Annotated in this window: 19 protein-coding genes and 1 riboswitch; of the genes, 13 read left to right on the top strand and 6 right to left on the bottom strand. The window is 32.7% G+C overall.

Features of this window, described 5'->3' with window-relative positions; all coding sequences use genetic code 11:
• The 3 genes from pstC to NST87_RS07220 form a co-directional block, all read right to left on the bottom strand.
• The gene (pstC, locus tag NST87_RS07230; protein WP_040029856.1) at positions 1 to 930 is read right to left on the bottom strand and encodes a phosphate ABC transporter permease subunit PstC; all 930 of its coding nucleotides are present in this window, start codon (positions 928 to 930) and stop codon (positions 1 to 3) included.
• Between the two features lie 200 nt (positions 931 to 1130).
• Entirely contained in the window at positions 1131 to 2090 is a 960-nt protein-coding gene (locus NST87_RS07225) for a PstS family phosphate ABC transporter substrate-binding protein (RefSeq protein WP_019468774.1), read from the bottom strand.
• Positions 2091 to 2417: 327 nt separating this feature from the next.
• Positions 2418 to 3317 (bottom strand): CvfB family protein, encoded by a 900-nt coding sequence (locus tag NST87_RS07220; protein WP_224395416.1) that lies wholly within the window; start codon positions 3315 to 3317, stop codon positions 2418 to 2420.
• Positions 3318 to 3460: 143 nt separating this feature from the next.
• Between NST87_RS07220 and NST87_RS07215 the strand changes: the two genes are divergently transcribed.
• From NST87_RS07215 to lysA, 10 genes are all read left to right on the top strand, one after another.
• Positions 3461 to 5065: an ABC-F family ATP-binding cassette domain-containing protein gene (locus tag NST87_RS07215; protein WP_019468776.1), complete on the top strand. Its 1605-nt coding sequence runs from the start codon at positions 3461 to 3463 to the stop codon at positions 5063 to 5065.
• 530 nt (positions 5066 to 5595) lie between these two features.
• The gene (locus NST87_RS07210; RefSeq protein ID WP_040029858.1) at positions 5596 to 6426 is read left to right on the top strand and encodes an aldo/keto reductase; all 831 of its coding nucleotides are present in this window, start codon (positions 5596 to 5598) and stop codon (positions 6424 to 6426) included.
• Positions 6427 to 6606: 180 nt separating this feature from the next.
• A riboswitch (Lysine riboswitch) is annotated at positions 6607 to 6785 on the top strand.
• Between the two features lie 82 nt (positions 6786 to 6867).
• Entirely contained in the window at positions 6868 to 8076 is a 1209-nt protein-coding gene (locus NST87_RS07205; protein WP_172459300.1) for an aspartate kinase, read from the top strand.
• Between the two features lie 60 nt (positions 8077 to 8136).
• A complete protein-coding gene (locus NST87_RS07200; RefSeq protein WP_019468779.1) occupies positions 8137 to 9126 on the top strand; it encodes an aspartate-semialdehyde dehydrogenase in 990 nt (329 codons plus the stop codon).
• Position 9127: 1 nt separating this feature from the next.
• Entirely contained in the window at positions 9128 to 10015 is an 888-nt protein-coding gene (dapA, locus tag NST87_RS07195) for a 4-hydroxy-tetrahydrodipicolinate synthase (RefSeq protein WP_040029860.1), read from the top strand.
• Positions 10012 to 10734: a 4-hydroxy-tetrahydrodipicolinate reductase gene (dapB, locus tag NST87_RS07190; protein ID WP_019468781.1), complete on the top strand. Its 723-nt coding sequence runs from the start codon at positions 10012 to 10014 to the stop codon at positions 10732 to 10734. The genes dapA and dapB overlap by 4 nt, the downstream gene beginning before the upstream one ends.
• 22 nt (positions 10735 to 10756) lie before the next feature.
• Positions 10757 to 11476: a 2,3,4,5-tetrahydropyridine-2,6-dicarboxylate N-acetyltransferase gene (gene dapD / locus NST87_RS07185; RefSeq protein ID WP_019468782.1), complete on the top strand. Its 720-nt coding sequence runs from the start codon at positions 10757 to 10759 to the stop codon at positions 11474 to 11476.
• A gap of 222 nt (positions 11477 to 11698) precedes the next feature.
• Positions 11699 to 12856, top strand: coding sequence for an amidohydrolase (locus NST87_RS07180; protein WP_019468783.1), 1158 nt, complete (start codon positions 11699 to 11701; stop codon positions 12854 to 12856).
• Complete coding sequence (locus NST87_RS07175) at positions 12853 to 13926, top strand: alanine racemase (RefSeq protein WP_019468784.1); 1074 nt, start codon at positions 12853 to 12855, stop codon at positions 13924 to 13926. Before NST87_RS07180 ends, NST87_RS07175 begins: the two co-directional genes overlap by 4 nt.
• A gap of 3 nt (positions 13927 to 13929) precedes the next feature.
• Positions 13930 to 15195 carry a diaminopimelate decarboxylase gene (lysA, locus tag NST87_RS07170; RefSeq protein ID WP_019468785.1) on the top strand — a complete coding sequence of 422 codons (1266 nt, stop codon included), beginning with the start codon at positions 13930 to 13932 and terminating at the stop codon, positions 15193 to 15195.
• Positions 15196 to 15361: 166 nt separating this feature from the next.
• Here the strand turns inward: lysA and cspA are convergent, their stop codons facing one another.
• A complete protein-coding gene (gene cspA / locus NST87_RS07165; protein WP_001831260.1) occupies positions 15362 to 15562 on the bottom strand; it encodes a cold shock protein CspA in 201 nt (66 codons plus the stop codon).
• A gap of 184 nt (positions 15563 to 15746) precedes the next feature.
• Positions 15747 to 16052, bottom strand: coding sequence for a regulatory protein MsaA (gene msaA, locus NST87_RS07160; RefSeq protein ID WP_019468786.1), 306 nt, complete (start codon positions 16050 to 16052; stop codon positions 15747 to 15749).
• Between the two features lie 331 nt (positions 16053 to 16383).
• Here msaA and NST87_RS07155 point away from each other — a divergent pair, with 331 nt between their 5' ends.
• The 3 genes from NST87_RS07155 to NST87_RS07145 are packed head-to-tail and all read left to right on the top strand — an operon-like array spanning position 16384 to position 18449.
• Entirely contained in the window at positions 16384 to 16653 is a 270-nt protein-coding gene (locus NST87_RS07155; RefSeq protein WP_019468787.1) for an acylphosphatase, read from the top strand.
• A 13-nt stretch (positions 16654 to 16666) separates the two neighbouring features.
• A complete protein-coding gene (locus tag NST87_RS07150; protein ID WP_019468788.1) occupies positions 16667 to 17287 on the top strand; it encodes a 5-bromo-4-chloroindolyl phosphate hydrolysis family protein in 621 nt (206 codons plus the stop codon).
• A 28-nt stretch (positions 17288 to 17315) separates the two neighbouring features.
• Entirely contained in the window at positions 17316 to 18449 is a 1134-nt protein-coding gene (locus tag NST87_RS07145; RefSeq protein ID WP_019468789.1) for a toxic anion resistance protein, read from the top strand.
• 268 nt (positions 18450 to 18717) lie between these two features.
• Here NST87_RS07145 and brnQ3 read toward each other — a convergent pair whose 3' ends face one another.
• Complete coding sequence (gene brnQ3, locus NST87_RS07140) at positions 18718 to 20061, bottom strand: branched-chain amino acid-like transporter carrier protein BrnQ3 (RefSeq protein WP_019468790.1); 1344 nt, start codon at positions 20059 to 20061, stop codon at positions 18718 to 18720.
• Positions 20062 to 20163 lie beyond the last annotated feature (102 nt).

Here is a 20163-nt window from a genome sequence, read left to right as displayed (position 1 = left end):
TTAATACTCCTCTCTAAAGCGTTTCGTAATCCATTGTGAAATTAAATTCATCACAAGTGTGAATAAGAATAATGTGAAACCAACAGCATAGATACTGTAATAGATATCAGAGCCAAATGTCGCATCTCCTGTTGCTACTTGTACAATATATCCTGTCATTGTTTGGATTGACCCAGTTAAATCTAATGATGAACTAGGTGTACTACCTGCAGCGAGTGATACAATCATTGTTTCCCCGATTGCACGTGAAATAGCTAATACAATAGATGCCATGATACCTGAAGTAGCGGCTGGTAATATTACTTTTGTTGCAACTTCAAATTTTGTTGCGCCTAAACCAAGTGCACCTTCACGTATTTTGTTTGGTACTGATGACATAGCATCTTCACTCATACTTGAGATCAACGGAATAATCATAACGCCTACGACAATACCAGGACTAATTGAGTTAAAGCTGCCTAACTCAGGAAATATTGAACGGAGTACAGGTGTAACAAATGTTAAAGCGAAAAAGCCGAAAACAATAGTTGGTATCCCAGACAATATTTCTAATATAGGTTTTATTATTTTTCTTACTCTTGTTGAAGCATATTCACTTAAATATAAAGCAGCTCCTAACCCAAAAGGAACAGCAACGATTGTTGCAATAGCTGTAATTTTAAGCGTACCTAAAATTAATGCCCAAATGCCATATTGTGGTGTTGATGAGAATGGATTCCAATCTTTAGAAAATAAAAATTCAGTTATTGGAACACGTGTGAAAAATGTAATGGTTTCTGTTAATAATGTAACGATAATCCCTACTGTTGCTAGAATTGAGCAAATTGCAATGATTCCCAGAATGATTGGTACAATTTTATCGCTAATGCCTTTTTTCTTAGCGTTATTGTTAGCAATCATTTCACTAATAGAAGTATTCTGATTAGCCATGTAAATACCCTTCTTTCGTATAGACTCCCAATATTTAAAATAAAGTTGGGACTGTTCTTCATCTAGCGTTTAGCAACATAGCGATTTTCACTATATTGTTAAACGCTAGATAAATTGAACTTGGAAGTAGATAGATCATTTTAATAATGTGTTTTGTCTATCTACTCCCGGAATCCCAACTTTAAAAATTGCTATTATGTTTATTTATCTTCTTTTTTGCTGTCTTCTTTGTCGCTATCTTTACCAATGATGTCTTTTAATTTACTTTGTTGTTCTGTGTAATCTTTTTCAGGTAAAGCAACAAATCCTGCTTCTTCAGCTGATTTTCCTTTATCCTTCATGACAAATTTCATGAAGTCTTGGAATCCTTCATTATCTTTTAATTTTTTCTCGTTAGTGTAGATATAAAGTGGTCTGCTTAATGCATAAGAACCATCTTGGATTGTTTTCTTAGTTGGTTCTGTTAATTGACCATTTTCATCTTTGATTTTAACTTCTTTTAATTTGTCTTTATTTTGTTTATAGAAGTTATAACCAAAGTAACCGACACTGTCTTTGTTTTTCTCTACTGATTGGACAATTGTATTTGTGTCAGCATTTTTCTCTGCTTTGATATCTTTTTTGTCCATAATTTCTTCAGAGAAGAAATCGTAAGTACCGTGTGATTGGTCAGGAGAGAATGCTTTAATTTCTTTATCTGGCCATTTTGAATTAACGTCTTTCCATGTTTTTGCTTTGCCTGAGTAGATTTCGCTTAATTGCTCTTTCGTAAGTTCATCTACAAAGTCATTTTCTTTATTCACTGTAATTGTTACACCATCTTGTGCAACTTTAAATTCATCATATTTAATACCTTTATCATCTAATTTTTTCTTTTCTTCATCTTTTATAGGTCTAGATGCATTTGAGAAATCAGTGCTGCCTGAAATGAATTTTTCGAATCCACCACCAGTTCCCGATGTACCATTTGATACAGTTACATCTGAATTATCTTTAGCAAATTTTTCATTTAATTTTTCAATGATTGGACCTACAGTAGATGAACCATCACCTTTAACTTCTCCACTTCCTTTACCAGAATCGCTATTTCCGCCGCCACAAGCTCCTAATAAAAGTGAAGCACCGATTACAGTAGTACCAAATAATTGCCATTTTTTCATTGAAACATCCTCCTAATAAGTGAATAACCCAAAAGTTATATGTATTTCTTGCAGTTCCTATACTACACACCTTTTATTAAATACAAATATAGTTAATGTAAATGTTTTGTTAAATATTTATTGACCTTGTTTACAAAATTCACAATGGTAGGATCTATGGCGTATGTTTTTAATTAAACCTTGATATGACAACATTTGTAAAAATATGAATATTACAAAAAGCGCATGATTTGTAACATAAAAACAAAAAAATCCTGTGCTACATGTTGATTTATGTAGTACAGGATAAAATTATAAATATTTAAACACTATTTAATATAGAAAGAACTAGTCTTCAACTCTGCTCCAACCTTTATTAGTTAGCGCGATTTTACCAGTTTCAATTGTTATAATTTTGTTTTTATATAAATGACCAATCGCACGTTTAAATGCGCCTTTACTCATATTAAATACTTCCTTAATAGCTTCGGGGCTTGATTTGTCCCAAAACGGAAGTTCGCCATCATATTCAACAAGTAAATTAAAAATATGTTGACCATCTTCGTCAAGTCTTTCATGAGCAAATGGTAAAAAAGAACCGTTGAGTTCCCCTTTTTCATTATGCCCGATAATTCGAACTTCTAGCTTTTCACCTAAGCGAGGTTCAGATTTACGTTCAGACTCATGTACGAATATTTTGTGACCATCTTTGGATAACATGAAGCTTCCGATTCTCAATACTCTGTATGGTCTTGCTTCGATAACTTTATTTTGTAATGTATCATCGTTTACTGGTGTGTACATTGAATCAACAATTGTTTCAGTTGCTAGACGAGCAAACATGTTGTTTTCGCTATCAATACGTAAAGTAACTAATAATTCATCACCTTGTATTGGCCATACATCTTTTACTTTTGGTAAATCAATCCACGGAATTAAAACTTCCCTTGGAAGACCTACGTCAACGTGTGCACCATCTCGATCGGTTTTTAAAACTTTCACAAAATCATATTTGCTAGTAGTAATGTCTGGCATATTTTGTGTAGCAAACAATGCGCCAGATCTATTAGGATAAATGAAAAAGCTATATTCCTCGCCTATGATTAAATCATCTTCTTCATTTACTTCTGATTGATTGAGTTTAACTTCTTCTCCGTTTGGTCCTTGTAACTTGTAAGTAGATCCTTCTAATCCAACAACTTCAAGAAATTCAATGGAACCTACAATATTTTTCTCTTCTTGGGCCATACTGTTCTCCTTCGTACTTTAATTTATTCTTATCTATTATAACATGCTATAAAGAAACAAGCATCAACTCATTGTGAATGGTCGAAACTCCCTCTTAAGTGTGTTATAATTTGTCCGGTAGATTAACGTAAAGGAGCAAATGCATGTTACAAGTTACTGATGTGAGTTTACGATTTGGCGATCGTAAATTATTCGAGGATGTAAATATTAAATTTACAGAAGGAAATTGTTATGGTTTGATTGGAGCAAATGGTGCTGGGAAATCGACATTTTTAAAGATTTTATCTGGTGAGTTGGATGCGCAATCAGGTCATGTATCTATGGGAAAAGACGAACGTTTAGCAATCTTAAAACAGGATCACTTTGCATATGAAGAAGAACGCGTGATTGATGTTGTAATTAAAGGACATGAACGTCTATATGAAGTGATGAAAGAAAAAGATGAAATTTATATGAAACCGGATTTCAGTGATGAAGACGGTATCAGAGCTGCAGAATTAGAAGGTGAATTTGCTGAAATGGACGGCTGGAATGCCGAAGCAGATGCAGGTTCTTTATTATCTGGATTAGGTATATCTGCAGATTTACAAGATAAAAAAATGGCTGAATTAGAAAATAACCAAAAAGTAAAAGTATTATTAGCCCAAAGTTTGTTTGGTAAACCTGATGTACTACTACTTGATGAACCGACCAATGGTTTGGACATCCCTGCAATAAGTTGGTTAGAAGATTTCTTAATCAATTTTGAAAATACAGTGATTGTGGTATCACATGACCGACACTTTTTAAATAATGTATGTACACATATTGCAGACTTAGATTATGGAAAAATAAAAGTATACGTAGGTAACTATGATTTTTGGTATCAATCAAGTCAATTAGCAATGAAAATGGCACAAGAACAAAACAAGAAAAAAGAAGAAAAGATTAAAGAATTACAAGATTTCGTTGCACGTTTCTCTGCAAATGCATCTAAATCTAAACAAGCAACAAGTCGTAAAAAACAACTAGAAAAAATTGAACTAGATGATATTCAACCTTCTTCACGTCGTTATCCATATGTGAAATTCACGCCAGAACGTGAAATCGGTAATGATTTACTATTTGTAGAAAATGTATCAAAAACGATAGATGGTAATAAAGTATTAGATAATATTTCTTTTACAATGAATCCTAATGATAAAGCAGTTTTAATTGGAGATAGTGAAATTGCGAAAACGACATTACTCAAAATATTAGCTGGTGAAATGACGCCAGACGAAGGAACTGTAAAATGGGGTGTTACGACTTCACGTAGTTACTTCCCTAAAGATAACTCTGAATACTTCGAAGGTGTAAATATGAACCTTGTTGATTGGTTGCGTCAATATGCACCTGAAGACGAACAAACTGAAACATTCTTAAGAGGTTTCTTAGGCCGCATGTTATTTAGTGGTGAAGAAGTTAAGAAAAAAGCGAGTGTTTTATCTGGTGGAGAAAAAGTGCGCTGTATGTTAAGTAAAATGATGTTATCTAGTGCGAATGTTTTATTACTAGATGAACCAACGAACCACTTAGACTTAGAAAGTATTACTGCAGTAAACGATGGTTTGAAAAATTTCAAAGGTTCAATGATTTTCACATCGTATGATTTTGAATTTATCAACACAATTGCGAACCGAGTAATTGACTTAAATCCTACAGGTGGTTTATCAAAAGAAATATCTTATGAAGCTTATTTACAAGAAACTGGCGTATTAAATAAATAAAACCATTAAAATACAGAAGTATATTAGTCAACATAGAGATTAAAAGTATTGCATATTTCGATGGTAAATTATATAGCAAATAGCGTCATTAAGCATATATGAAATATACTATTAATAGATGAAATTATATGTTGAAGCTGAAATATTAATATGTCTCAGCTCAGACTGTCGACAAAGTCTCTGACTTTGTTGGCAGTTTTTTTGTGCACGCTTTCCGTGGGCACTGCCTTAGCCTGTAGTCTTCGGCTATTGCACTTCCCACAGGAGTCGACCCAAATCACTGCCAATATCTCACTAAAAACACTATTAATTCAGAGAATTAGCAGCCTAGTACCATTGTGTTTTTAGTGAGTTCTCATTCTAAGGGTTCAGCGCTTTAATGCTAAGGGTTTGTCTAAGTTATGAAGCTGAGATATTGATTTATCTCAGTTTTTTTGTTTATAGTTTTCTCCCCAATGAAGTCTAAATATTAGTCATAAATGGTTATGCATTATATAATCAAAAGCATATATCGTTATGGAGGTATGTAAATGGAACAGTTAAATATGTTAGATGGACAAGTGATTCCTCAAATTGGGTTTGGTACATATAAGTTAAATGGTGCTCATGGTGCACATGCGATTGTGAATGCATTAGAACAAGGTTATCGTTTATTAGATACAGCTTATAATTATGAAAATGAAGGAACAGTTGGTAAAGCAATCGAGATGAGCAGTGTTTCAAGAGATCAAATTATGATTACTTCAAAATTGCCTGGACGTTATCAATCTTACGATGATGCACTGACTGCAATACAGGAATCAATTTATCGCTTAGGTGTTGATTATCTTGATTTATATTTAATCCACTGGCCTAATCCTAAACAAGGTAAATATGTTGAAGCTTGGCAAGCAATGATTGCTGCACAAAAAGCAGGCTTAATAAAATCAATTGGTGTGTGTAATTTTTTACCAGAACATATCGAAACATTACAACAAGAAACAGGTGTTTTACCAGTTGTAAACCAAATTGAATTACACCCGTATTTCAATCAAGAAGCATTGGTTCAGTACAACACATCCAAAGGAATTGTTACTCAAGCATGGAGTCCATTAGGTCGTGCTTCTAGTGTTATTGATGATGAAAATCTTGTCGAAATTGCTACAAAACATAATAAAACCATTCCTCAAGTTATATTAAAATGGCATATTCAAAATGGTGTTGTACCTATTCCAAAGTCTACAACTGTATCAAGACAACTGCAAAATATGGATATTTTTGACTTTTATCTTGATAGTAATGATATTGAGAAAATCAATGCATTAACACGTACAGATGGCAGACGTAAAGATCAAGATCCTGCCACTTATGAAGAATTTTAAATTAATAGTTCATACATTTGGATATATTAATATTTGAAATTTGAAATATATACATTTACACTTATTTAGTAAAATACTAATAAAATAGTTTAATTTTTCAGTAAATTTAAAAAACTTTGTAAAAGCGGTTTACAGTATATATAAGCATATGTATAATATGAATCATAAACAAAATTAAATAAGTTTTGATGAGGCGCATCAATCATTAGTAAATTTTAGAAGAACCTGTCTGCTAGCAGCTAATTTTGAAAGGGTGAGATGCCGAAACAGTTATAATAGCAGCTTATAACAAGTTGGACTTTATGGTTAAGAGCTAAGAGTCTGTCATTATTTTAAAATAATGGAGTGCATCACTTGTATATAAATTATAGAACAGGTTCGCATTCCGGACTTGTTCTTTTTTTATATTACTGTGATTCTCCCCTATCAAATGAGGAGGATATGGAATTGGAAAGAAGTGTTTTGAAATTTGGAGGTTCTTCCGTAAGTGATTTTACTAAAATTAAAAATATAGCAGGCATGTTAAAAACAAGAGTTGATGAAGGCGAACAACTTATCGTTGTCGTTAGTGCAATGGGCAAAACAACAGATGAGCTGATGGCTAATGTTTCAACGCTTACTACGACACCCAAAGATCAAGAATTGGCCTTGCTATTAACAACCGGTGAACAACAGACCGTTTCCTATTTGTCGATGGTATTAAACGATATCGGTGTAAACGCAAAAGCGATGACTGGATATCAAGCAGGAATTAAAACAGTTGGTCATCATTTAAAAAGTAAAATTGCTGAAATCAATCCCAGTACATTTGAACAAGCTTTTGAAAACAATGATGTACTAGTGATAGCAGGGTTTCAAGGTATTAATGATGAATTAGAAATAACTACCTTAGGTCGTGGTGGCTCAGACACGACTGCTGTAGCTTTAGCTGCAAGTAATCAAACGACTTGTGAGATATATACTGATGTAGATGGTGTGTATGCGACAGATCCAAGGGTTTACAAAGAGGCAAAACGATTAGCATATGTATCTTATGAGGAAATGATGGAGATGAGTGCTTTAGGTGCAGGTGTACTTGAAACTAGAAGCGTGGAATTAGCAAATAATTATAACATCCCACTGTATTTAGGAAGAACTTTATCAAATGTGAAAGGAACATGGATTATGTCACAAGCAGAATTATTAGAAAAAAAAGCAGTTACTGGTGTAGCATTAGATACACACATGTTACATGTTACAATTAGTTATCCCCTACCGGACAATAGATTATTGACGGATTTATTCAATCATTTAGAAGAAGGATCAGTCAATGTGGATATGATTTCTCAAATTATTAATTTGGAAGGATTGCAAATGTCTTTTACAATCAAAGATACAGATGCTGTTCAAATAACAAACATCTTAGATGTGTTAAAAGAAAGGTTTAATGCATTAGACTTCAAGATTAACGAAGGATACGTTAAACTTTCATTAATCGGCTCTGGTATGCGAGATATGTCTGGTGTTGCTTCAAAGGCATTTATTACATTGATTGAAAATGATATTGCTTTTTATCAAACCACCACATCAGAAATTAGTATTTCATGTGTAATAGATTCCGAAAATAGTGAACGTGCAGTTCACGCCTTATATCAAACTTTTGATATCTGAATTTTCTAAATATAGTTAATCTTTAAAAATTTATAAAAATGAAAATGGAGTGTATATTCTATGACAAAATTAGCAATAGCAGGCGCAACTGGTTTAGTAGGAAGAAAAATGTTAGAAACATTAGATCGTAAAAATGTACCGTTTGATGAATTAGTATTATTTTCTTCAGCGCGTTCAGCAGGAGAAGAAATTGAATTCCAAGGCAAAACGTATATTGTTAAAGAATTAACTGAAGAGGCTGCAAGTGAACATTATGATTATGTTTTAATGAGTGCCGGTGGAAGTACAAGTGCCCACTTCTCCCCTATTTTTGAACAAGCTGGTGCCATTGTTATTGATAATTCTAGTCAATGGAGAATGGCAGATGACATTGACTTAATAGTACCTGAAGTTAATGAACCTGTTTTAAACAGAAAAATTATCGCTAATCCAAATTGCTCTACTATTCAATCAGTTGTACCTTTAAAAGTGTTACAAGAAGCATTTGGCCTAGAGCGTGTAGCTTATACAACATATCAAGCAGTTTCAGGTTCTGGTGTAAAAGGTAGACAAGACTTATCTGAAGGTGCGAATGGTAAAGCACCGGAAGCATACCCTCACCCTATCTATAATAACGTGTTGCCACATATTGATAGTTTTTTAGAAAATGGGTATACAAAAGAAGAGCAAAAAATGATTGATGAGACTAGAAAAATTTTAAAAGATGATGATTTAAAAGTAACAGCAACTTGTGTACGTGTGCCTGTTCAAGATAGTCACAGTGTGCATATAAGCGTTACGCTTGAAAGTGAAAGTTCAGTTCAAGAGATTCAGCAACTCTTTGACAATGATCAACGCGTTGTACTTATTGATAATCCAGAACAAAATGAATATCCATTGGCGGTTAACGCTACTGGCAAAGATGAAATTTTTGTTGGTAGAATTCGTCGAGATGAATCATTAGATAATACTTTCCATGTTTGGTGTACTTCTGACAATTTACTAAAAGGTGCGGCTTTAAATGCAGTACAAGTTCTAGAACAAGTAATGAGTTTGAAAGGAGTAAAATAAAATGGGACATATTTTTGAAGGTGTAGGTGTTGCTCTAACAACACCGTTTACACACAATGAAGTTGATTTAAATGCGCTTAGAAGACATGTGAAATATTTATTAGAAAATAATGCGAAATGTATCGTGGTTAATGGTACAACAGCCGAAAATCCTACTTTAACAGATGAAGAAAAAGATCAAGTATTGGAGACAGTTGTGAATTATGTAGATAGTAAAGTACCAGTTATTGCTGGAACGGGTACAAATAATACTCAAAAATCAATACAAGCTTCAGTACGTGCAAGAGAAATTGGCGCAGATGGTATTATGTTGATTACGCCCTACTACAATAAAACAAATCAGCGTGGATTGATTGAACATTTTACAACGATAGCTAACGCAGTAAAATTACCTGTCATTTTGTATAATGTACCTTCACGTACGAATATGACTATTGATCCAGAAACAGTTGAAACATTAAGTGGTAATGAATATATTGTAGCGATAAAAGATGCTACTAATGATTTTGAATATATGGATGAATTGAAAAAACGTTTAGATTTAAATAACTTTGCTTTGTACAGCGGTAATGATGATAATGTGGTTGATTATTTTGAAAAAGGTGGTCACGGTGTCATTTCTGTTGCAGCAAATGTCATTCCTAATGCATTCCAGACTTTATTCGATGCAAAACAAAGTGGAAAAGATATCAATTCACAATTTCAACCAATTCAAACACTATTAGATGCATTAGCTGTTGATGTCAATCCTATTCCAATCAAAGCATTAACAGCGGTTGAAGGGTTTGGTAATTATGAAGTACGCCTTCCACTAGTGAAGCTTCAAGATGTAGAACGTCAAACATTAGAGCAAGCATACGAACAATTTAAAGCAGGTGACAATACATGAAGATTGTGTTAATAGGCTATGGAGCCATGAATCAACGAGTAGCAAGATTAGCTGAAGAAAAAGGACATCAAATTGAAGGTGTGATTGTACCTAACCCATCAAAATCATACCCTTATCCAACGTTCCAACGTATTTCAGACGTTAAAGATGCTGATGTCGCAATCGATTTTTCAAATCCAGAGTTATTGTTGCCTTTGTTAGATGATGAATTTAATTTGCCATTAGTTATCGCAACAACTGGGGAAAAAGAAAAAATTATTGCAAAATTAAAAGGATTAAGTAGTGAAATGCCAGTATTTTTCAGTGCAAATATGAGTTATGGGGTTCACGCATTAACTAAAATTTTGGAAGCTGCTGTTCCCCTACTTCAAGATTTTGACATTGAACTTACAGAAGCACATCATAATAAAAAAGTGGACGCACCTAGTGGTACATTAGTAAAACTTTATGATGTAATTGAGTCTTTACGTGAAAAGACAACACCAGTTTACGATAGACATGAAATAAATGAAAAGCGTTCCCAAGATGAAATTGGTATTCACTCAATTCGTGGTGGTACGATTGTTGGAGAACATGATGTTTTATTTGCAGGTACTGATGAAACAATAGAAATCACCCACCGTGCTCAATCAAAAGATATTTTTGCTAATGGAGCGATTGGTGCAGCAGAAAAATTAATTAATAAATCAAATGCATTTTATACATTTGATAATTTATAACTTTTAAGGAGCGAATTAAATTATGGTACAACATTTAACGGCAGAAGAAATTATTCAATATATAAGTGATGCAAAAAAATCTACACCACTTAAAGTTTATGTGAATGGGCAGTTTGACAAAGTAACGTTCCCTGACAGCTTTAAAGTGTTTGGTGGTTCTGATTCTAAAGTAATTTTTTGTGAAGCGGATGATTGGAAGCAATTTTATGAAAATCATCAATCAGTGATTGATGAATTAGAAGTTGAGATGGACCGTCGTAATTCAGCAATTCCATTAAAAGACTTAACCAATACGAATGCACGTATAGAACCTGGTGCATTTATTCGTGAACAAGCTACGATTGAAGATGGCGCAGTGATTATGATGGGTGCTACTATCAATATCGGTGCTGTTGTTGGTGAAGGAACTATGGTAGACATGAACGCAACACTTGGCGGTCGTGCTACTACAGGTAAAAACGTCCATGTTGGAGCTGGTGCAGTATTAGCTGGCGTGATTGAACCACCTAGTGCATCACCAGTGGTCATTGAAGATGACGTACTCATTGGTGCAAATGCAGTGATACTTGAAGGTGTTCGTGTTGGTGAAGGTTCTATTGTTGCAGCTGGTGCAATCGTTACACAAGATGTTCCTGCTGGTTCTGTAGTTGCTGGAACACCAGCAAAAGTGATTAAGCAAACAAGTGAAGTTGAAGATTCAAAAAGAGAAATTGTTTCAGCACTAAGAAAATTAAATGATTAATTTCAAATTTAATAGATAATTAATAAAAACTGAAATTTTAATATTTTTAGGAGGTTTTAGACGAAATAACATGTAATTATTGATATATACACATTTATTTTAATGTGAATATCAATATGTAACTATGCAAATCGTCTAACCTCCTTTTTATACATAAATCGTCTTAATTGAGCATTATTTTATACCTATACATATTACAATAACTAAAAGGATTTGATTTTAATGAATGAGTTAGAATTTGTTACAACCCATAGACGTCACTTACATCAACATCCAGAATTAAGCCTCCATGAATTTGAAACGACTAAATATATTGCAGCATTTTTAGATGAACTTGGTATTGAATATCATCGTCCACTGGAAACGGGTTTGATTGCCTATCTTCCTGGTAATGGTAATCATACGATTGCTTATCGTGCGGACATAGATGCCTTACCTATTTATGAAGAGAATGACGTCCCGTATCGTAGTAAAACTGATAATGTTATGCATGCATGTGGGCATGATGGACATACAACTGCATTAATGCTATTTGTTAAACGATGTAAGGCTATGGCAGATCAAGGTACACTACCTCAAAATATTGTATTTATCTTTCAGCCAGCTGAAGAAACTGGAGGTGGCGCAAACCGTTTAATCCGTGCAGGCGCTTTTGATAAATACCCTATCGAAGCTATATTTGGTATTCACGTAATGCCTTTTGAAGATGAAGGTCGAGTTGTGATTCGTGATGAAGAAATTACAGCAAGTGCCACAGAATATCGCTTTTATTTAACTGGTCTATCAAGTCATGTTGCGGACAAAGAGCAAGGACATTCTGTAGGAGAAGCACTGCAGCATGTTTTAAGTCAAGTTGGTCAGATACAACAATTCCATTTAAATGGGTTGAAGAGAAATATTGTACATATGGGTCATTTTGAAGCTGGAGAAGCCATAAATACAGTTCCTAGCAATGGCTATTTAGAAGGTACAATTAGAACTTATGATGTCTATGATTTGGAAACTGTTAAACAGCAAATGAACAAAATTGCCGAAAGTGTAAAATTATTGTTCGATGTTGATTGTGAAGTGAAATTTGAAGAAGGCTATCCACCAACATATAATTCACCTGAATTACGTAAACATGTTGAAAATGGTCTGGATATTGCTGACTTAACAATAGTAGACAAGCCCACACCGTATTTATTTGGCGAAGATTTTAGCTTTTATAGTCAACTTGCACCTAGTTATTTTATTTTTGTGGGTGTACGAGACGAGACAAATGGTTTTGTAACAGGTTTGCATACTGCCCATTTAAATTTTAATGAACATATGTTAATTAAAATTGTAAATTATTATGAAGCGATTTTAAAATCCTATAGTGAGGTGGAAACACAATGACAGCAATCTGGTCTGTTGATGCTCAACGATTTTACAATAATGCGCTTAAAGTAATCCAAAATAATCAAATTATGGCAGTAGTTAAAAATAATGCTTATCATTATGGATTGGAATTTGCTGTACAGCAATTTTTAAAAGCAGGTATTAACACGTTTAGTACGACATCTTTAAGAGAAGCAGTTCGCATTAGACAATTAGCCCCCGATGCAACAATTTTCTTAATGAATGCGGTATATGAATTTGATAAAGTGCGAGATTATCAGATTCAAATGACCCTGCCCTCATTAAACTTCTATTATGAACATATTGAAGATTTACAAGGTATTCAAGTGCATTTAGAATTTGAAAATTTACTTCACCGCTCAGGTTTGAAAAATATTGATGAAATAAGAGAAGTGATACATCATCATATGAAAAATGCAAATAAAAATAAAATGCATATCACTGGTTTATGGACCCACTTCGGGTATGCTGATGAATTCGATGTGTCTGAATATAACGTAGAGCGTAAAGCTTGGTTAGATATTGTTAGCACATTAATAGACGAAGACTATCACTTTGAAATGATACATGCACAAAACAGTGCAAGTTATTATAGAGAAAACGGTGTGCTTGAAAACCATACACATGCGCGAGTCGGAATTGCGCTTTACGGCTCTAGACCTTATCAAACGATTGATGTAGATGCGATAGAACAATCATTGACTGTAAAAGGTAATGTCATCCAAATTCGTGAAGTAAATGAAGGTGATTACTGTGGCTATAGTTTTGCATTTGAAGCTAAACATGATCATACAAAATTAGCAGTAGTTGATATTGGCTATGGAGATGGTATTCTTAAATCAAGAGCAAAACATGAGGCACTTATCAATGGCAAGCGTTACCCTATTCGTGCGTTGATGATGAGTCATATGTTTGTTGAAGTTGATCACAACGTGCATGCACAAGACGAAGTAATATTATATAATAATGATATTCGTGTTGATGAGTTTACATTTAAAGGTGTTGGCGCGAATTCTGAACAATTAAGTGCAATGAATCATGACTCACTAATAAAGGAGTATAGATAAATTATGGTAGTAGAATATAATGATCGTGGCGAGTTAACAATGGGAGGTACAAGTCTTAAAACAATAGCACAAAGTTTCGGTACACCTACGATTGTTTATGATGAAGATCAAATCAGAACACAAATGCAAAGATTTCACTCTGCTTTTCAGAAAAGTGGATTGAACTATAACATTTCATATGCTTCTAAAGCATTTACCTGTCTACAAATGGTGAAATTAGTACAAGAAGAAGGTCTTGAACTTGATGTAGTATCTGAAGGAGAACTATATACAGCATTGGAGGCAGGTTTTGATCCGCAGCATATACATTTTCATGGTAACAACAAAACAAAACATGAGATACAGTATGCATTAGAAAGTAAAGTTGGTTACATCGTTATTGATGCATTAGAAGAAATAGAACTCATCGATAAGTATGCGAGTGAAACGGTTAATGTTGTATTACGTTTAAACCCTGGTGTTGAAGCACATACTCATGAATTTATTCAAACTGGTCAGGAAGATAGTAAATTTGGTCTGTCAATTAAACATGGGTTAGCAATACAAGCAGTTGAAAAAGTAAAAAACACTAAACATTTAAATTTAAAAGGCGTTCATTTTCATGTAGGGTCACAAATTGAAGGCACAGAAGCAATGATTGAAACTGCAAAAATAGTAATTCAATGGTTAAAAGAAAATGCTATAAGTGTTGAGTTGATTAACTTGGGTGGTGGATTCAGTATTAAATATGTTGAGGGTGATGTTAGTTTCCCTATCGAAACAGGTATTACTGAAATTACTGATGCAATTAAACAATTTTCAACTGAATTTGACTACCCTCTTCCTGAAATTGGAATAGAGCCTGGAAGATCCATAGTTGGAGAAGCTGGTATAACATTATATGAAGTTGGCACAATCAAAGAGATTCCCAATGTTAACAAATATGTATCGGTAGATGGTGGTATGAGTGATCATATCCGTACTGCGTTATATGATGCACAGTATGAAGCATTGTTAGTTAATAGAAATGAGCCTAAAGATGAGATTGTAACAATTGCAGGTAAACTTTGTGAGTCTGGGGATATAATAATTAAAGATGCCAAGTTACCTAGTACAGTTAAGCGTGGTGACTATCTAGCAGTATTATCAACTGGTGCCTATCATTATTCCATGGCTTCTAATTATAACCAAATGCAAAAACCATCAGTATTCTTTTTAAAAGATAGTAAAGCGAGAGAAGTTATAAAACGACAATCATTGCGACAATTAATCATAAATGATACAAAATAACTTGTTAGTGTTATAAAGAACCAATCATGTATAAAAGCTCTTTTTAAAGTACCCGATTTACGAGTATTCACTTTAAAAAGAGCTTTTTAAGTTACAATTTATTAATTTATATATTAAAAAAGAACCTTTAACAAGGTTCTTTTTATAGTCAATATTGCAATCTATATTATAGTTTTACAACGTTCGCAGCTTGAGGACCGCGGTCGCCTTCAACTACTTCAAATTCAACTGATTGACCTTCTTCTAATGATTTGTAACCTTCTTGGTTAATCGCTGAGAAGTGTACGAATACATCGTTTTCTCCTTCTACTTCGATAAAACCAAATCCTTTTTCAGCGTTAAACCATTTTACTGTACCTTGTTTCATAAATGTGAAACCTCCAAGACTAATATTCATTCAATATGCATTATTCGCATATTACAAAAAATACAATTTCACAGTGTAAATCTGTCTTACAATATTCTTTGCAATATGGAATAAAACAATTGCTTGACTCATATTATAAGCCATAATAGCTGAAAATGCAATGCAATTATGAAAAAACAATTTATTAAACAATCGGTAATTTATAATAAACTTCATTATTATTTAAAACAATATAACTATAAAAAATCTGTAAATCTTCATCACAATCTTCACAAAATCCTAATTCACAATTATTATAAAATGCATGAATATTGTATTTACCAACGAGGAAATTATCATAATGCTTTTTACTATTTTCAATGATTGATTGATAGTAATTTAGCATTTTCTCATAGTTTTCAAAATGATATTGTTCTACGATATGATCAGTCCAGTCACTAAATAACCACCAGCCTTCATAATCAGCTCGAATTTTTGCAACTGTCCACATGTAAATTACACCCTTTCACTTTCAACTTCATATTTTAACTTCGACAAATACATTTTTCGTTCATTATCAACATTATATTAAGTTTGATTTATTATGTTCATTTTGATTTATTTGCACGTATTAGCCATATGTAAGTAATGCATTAAAAAATACAGTTATTCAACGATACTCAAATGATATTGCAAAATAGCTATGTGTAATATTTTAACTGTATCATACACAAAATCAAGTTATCTGTTTCATACTTTTGACGGATAGACAATTGTTGTTCAGACAAAAATATTAGTTTTGTATGACAAAATTTCGTATAATGATAATAAGAGGTGATTATATGCAATGCAAACATATTAAAGTATTCGGTATAGTTCAAGGCGTTGGTTTTCGCTATTATACCGAGAAGATAGCAAGAAAATATAATGTTGTGGGTACTGTTCAAAATATATCTGATTATGTAGAAATATACGCCCAAAGTGATGAGGCATCACTAACTTCATTTATTAACGCTATCATTGAGGGTGCTTCACCTGCTTCTCAAGTTGAAGATTATGAAATTGAAGAAATAGAAACGAACCCATCATGGAAAAAATTTAGTACATTATAAAGGAAGATGAAGTTTGAGATATAATATTTCGCGAATTTATGGGACCATTATTGCTTTTCCAATAGCAGTTATCGCGTGGATTTCTAGTATATTTGCATTAGAATTAAATTTTATTTTTGATTTCCTTATTTCTGCAGTAGCGTTTATAGCATTCTACTTCCCTACTCAGCGTTTAACTTCTAGAAAATATTTAAATGAAATTGGCTTAACACGAAGAGATTATCATTTTGTAAATAGTCAATTAAATAATGCTCAAGACAAGATAAGAAGAATTTTAAAATCTTTTGTTAATGTGAGATCAATCAAAGATTTTAGACAAGTAAATGAAATATATAGATTATCTCGAGCTATTTACTTTGCTGTTAAACAACAACCTAGAATGTTTTTTAAAGTAGAAAGTTTTTTCTACTCTCATATTGATAATGCATTGAATCTCATTGAAGCTTATACGAGATTGGCAAAATCTCCAAAAAAATCTAAAGAAGAAAAGCAAAAGTTAGCACAAACTCGCATCACATTAGATGAAGTTAAACGAACTTTAGTAGCGGACTTAAAGAGAATTAATGAAGAAGATTATAGTCAATTAGATATAGAAATGGAATTAAATAAAATTGAACAAAAAAGGCATAAGTAAATTACATGAAGAAATGGAGTGAAATTAAATGGTAAGAGAACAAGACTTTTTAAATTCGCATCCATTGGATAAATATATTGATGAACAATCAGCAAATGAATCAGAAATTATCAACAGCTCAAAACAATTTACTCAAGATGATCAACAAAAAATTGATGAATTGAGTAAACAAATAAAACCAATGGATAATGATAGCTTATTAAATTACGGTACTACTGCACAATCTGATATGTCCCAATTCTCACACCGTATTCTTAATGAGGTAAAAACTACAGATGTCGGTCCTGTTGGGGAATCATTAAATGGATTGATGAGCAAACTTAAATCTGTAAACCCAGATGAGTTAAACCCAGAAAATCAATCGAAATTAAAACGTATTTTTAGACGAACAAAAGCATCAGTAAATGAAATTTTTTCAAAAATGCAATCTGTTGGTTCTCAAATTGATCGTATTTCTATTGAATTAGACAAACATAAAAATAATTTAAATAAAGATATAGGAATGCTAGATGAATTGTATAATTTAAATAAAGCGTATTTTGATGAATTAACACTGTATATTGAAGCGGCTAAAAGAAAGCAACAAATGCTACAGCAGGAAGATGTACCTAAATTAAACGCGCAAGCTAAATCTACAGGTAATCAAATGGATGTTCAAGCTGTATCAGATATGGAACAGTTTATAGATAGATTAGATAAACGCATTTATGACTTACAACTATCTAGACAAATTGCTATACAAACAGCACCTCAAATTCGAATGATTCAAAATGTAAACCATGCATTAGCAGAAAAGATTCAAAGTTCCATTTTAACGAGTATTCCTTTATGGAAAAATCAAATGTCAATTGCTTTGACGTTAATGAGACAACGCAATGCAGTTTCTGCACAGAAAGCAGTAACAGATACAACAAATAATTTGTTACTCAAGAATTCAGAACTATTAAAACAAAATGCAGTTGCTACAGCTACTGAAAATGAACGTGGTGTCGTTGATATTGAAACCTTAAAAACAACACAACAAGATATTATTGATACGATTGAACAAACACTTCAAATTCAAGAACAAGGTCGAAATAAACGTAGACAAGCAGAAACTGAATTAAACCAATTAGAAACAGAAATGAAGAATCAATTATTAGGTATGAAACAGCAAAAGTAACAAGAATTTAAAATATAAGTCCATCATAATAAGCCTGTAAATGAATGCTTTCCATGATTCATTTACAGGCTTTTTTCTTGAAAAGAATATTTTATTTTGTATGTTGTGGCATAGGCATAAATTGTAATCAATAAATCATATTTCTCACCAGTCATATGCTCAGTTTCGCATAATAAATCTACCCCAATATGCAGCAAACGTCAATTTCTATTGAAATTGACGTTTATTTATTAAAGAAGGATGTCTATATCTTAGCTATTTGATTATGCTATTCTTTTTCGTAAATAATAGTTTTTTGTTTTTTAAACAATGGCGCTACAATATATCCAATAATTGTAGTGATAACTGCAATAGGGAACCATTCTAATGAATAATCTTTCAATGGTAAATTATCAATAAGGCCTAATTTAATCCATCCTTGTGAATGTACCACACTAAGGATCGAAACAATAGAAACCACCGCTACAGGAATTTGTTGTGCAATTGGTTTTGTTGGAACAAAACGTGCAATTAATATGAGTAGTACTGAAGTGATAGCTACTGGATATACAATACTTAAAACTGGAACTGACATCGTAATCACTGAATTTAATCCTTGGTTTGCTAAAATAAAACTCACTAATGTAAAGATGATAACGTAAGCTTTGTATGAAATTTTTGGGAATATTCTATTGAAATACTCTGAAACAGATACAATCAATCCGCAAGCAGTAGTTAAACAAGCAAGTGCAACGATAATACCTAGCAAGTACTTCCCAAAAGCGCCAAATCCAGTGCTTGCCATTGTTGTTAGTAAATATGTGCCAATATTTTGATCATTAGCAATTAAACTTGCCACTTTCTCTTGCGGTACAGCCATGTGGTTACCTATAAATCCTAAAGAAATATAAATAAACATAAGTGCAACTGCAGCAATAATACCAGCCAATAGTGTTTGTCTGAAAATTTTATTAGCATGCGTGATACCAGTCGCTTTAACCGCGTTAACTACAATCATTGAAAAAGCAATGGCAGCAATAGCATCCATTGTTAAATAACCATTAGTAAATCCTTGAGAAAATCCTGCAAAATTAGAAGTGAAAGCTTCAGCTGCTTGACTATGTGAATTGCTACCATAATCAACAAACCCTTTGATAATCATCGCTAAAATAGTAATCAATAATAAAGGTGTTAACAATGAACCAATGCGATCTACCATTTTATTTGGATTGATACATAAATATAAAACTACTAAAAAGTAAATAATTGTAAATATAAACAATGCTAAACTGCTATTAGTATGGGCAATTGGTGTAATTGTCATTTCAAATGACGTTGATGCAGTACGTGGTATTGCAAAAAGTGGCCCTATTGTTAAATATATGATAATTAAGAATACAACAGAGAATTTTGGCGAAATTTTATTTAAAGAACCAATATAACCTTGTTTATCTAAAGCACCAACGACTACCCCTAATAATGGTAATCCTATACCTGTTAAAGCAAATGCTAATATAGAAGGCCAAAAGAATTGACCGCTATCTAAACCTAAATTTGGTGGAAATATAAGATTCCCTGCTCCGAAAAACATAGCGAACAGTGTAAACCCTATAATCCATGTATTTTTATTCATAAATCGTTCTCCTTCTTGCCTATAAAATAATATTTACTATTCTATCACGATTTATAAGAATGCGTCTATATAAATTTCTGAATATTTCAATTTATGTGTGAT

Source organism: Staphylococcus sp. FSL W8-0271, assembly GCF_038006605.1.
Taxonomy (GTDB): domain Bacteria; phylum Bacillota; class Bacilli; order Staphylococcales; family Staphylococcaceae; genus Staphylococcus; species Staphylococcus cohnii.
This window is presented reverse-complemented; position numbering and strand designations above follow the sequence as displayed.

What these genes read in the sequence shown, in the direction of transcription:
- pstC (WP_040029856.1), bottom strand. Translation starts at nt 930, where the DNA reads ATGGCTAATCAGAATACTTCTATTAGTGAAATGATTGCTAACAATAAC.
- NST87_RS07145 (WP_019468789.1), top strand. Translation starts at nt 17,316, where the DNA reads ATGGTAAGAGAACAAGACTTTTTAAATTCGCATCCATTGGATAAATAT.
- NST87_RS07205 (WP_172459300.1), top strand. Translation starts at nt 6,868, where the DNA reads ATGGAATTGGAAAGAAGTGTTTTGAAATTTGGAGGTTCTTCCGTAAGT.
- dapD (WP_019468782.1), top strand. Translation starts at nt 10,757, where the DNA reads ATGGTACAACATTTAACGGCAGAAGAAATTATTCAATATATAAGTGAT.
- NST87_RS07220 (WP_224395416.1), bottom strand. Translation starts at nt 3,317, where the DNA reads ATGGCCCAAGAAGAGAAAAATATTGTAGGTTCCATTGAATTTCTTGAA.
- NST87_RS07200 (WP_019468779.1), top strand. Translation starts at nt 8,137, where the DNA reads ATGACAAAATTAGCAATAGCAGGCGCAACTGGTTTAGTAGGAAGAAAA.
- dapB (WP_019468781.1), top strand. Translation starts at nt 10,012, where the DNA reads ATGAAGATTGTGTTAATAGGCTATGGAGCCATGAATCAACGAGTAGCA.
- cspA (WP_001831260.1), bottom strand. Translation starts at nt 15,562, where the DNA reads ATGAAACAAGGTACAGTAAAATGGTTTAACGCTGAAAAAGGATTTGGT.
- msaA (WP_019468786.1), bottom strand. Translation starts at nt 16,052, where the DNA reads ATGTGGACAGTTGCAAAAATTCGAGCTGATTATGAAGGCTGGTGGTTA.
- NST87_RS07210 (WP_040029858.1), top strand. Translation starts at nt 5,596, where the DNA reads ATGGAACAGTTAAATATGTTAGATGGACAAGTGATTCCTCAAATTGGG.
- NST87_RS07225 (WP_019468774.1), bottom strand. Translation starts at nt 2,090, where the DNA reads ATGAAAAAATGGCAATTATTTGGTACTACTGTAATCGGTGCTTCACTT.
- NST87_RS07180 (WP_019468783.1), top strand. Translation starts at nt 11,699, where the DNA reads ATGAATGAGTTAGAATTTGTTACAACCCATAGACGTCACTTACATCAA.
- NST87_RS07215 (WP_019468776.1), top strand. Translation starts at nt 3,461, where the DNA reads ATGTTACAAGTTACTGATGTGAGTTTACGATTTGGCGATCGTAAATTA.
- NST87_RS07155 (WP_019468787.1), top strand. Translation starts at nt 16,384, where the DNA reads ATGCAATGCAAACATATTAAAGTATTCGGTATAGTTCAAGGCGTTGGT.
- NST87_RS07175 (WP_019468784.1), top strand. Translation starts at nt 12,853, where the DNA reads ATGACAGCAATCTGGTCTGTTGATGCTCAACGATTTTACAATAATGCG.
- brnQ3 (WP_019468790.1), bottom strand. Translation starts at nt 20,061, where the DNA reads ATGAATAAAAATACATGGATTATAGGGTTTACACTGTTCGCTATGTTT.
- dapA (WP_040029860.1), top strand. Translation starts at nt 9,128, where the DNA reads ATGGGACATATTTTTGAAGGTGTAGGTGTTGCTCTAACAACACCGTTT.
- lysA (WP_019468785.1), top strand. Translation starts at nt 13,930, where the DNA reads ATGGTAGTAGAATATAATGATCGTGGCGAGTTAACAATGGGAGGTACA.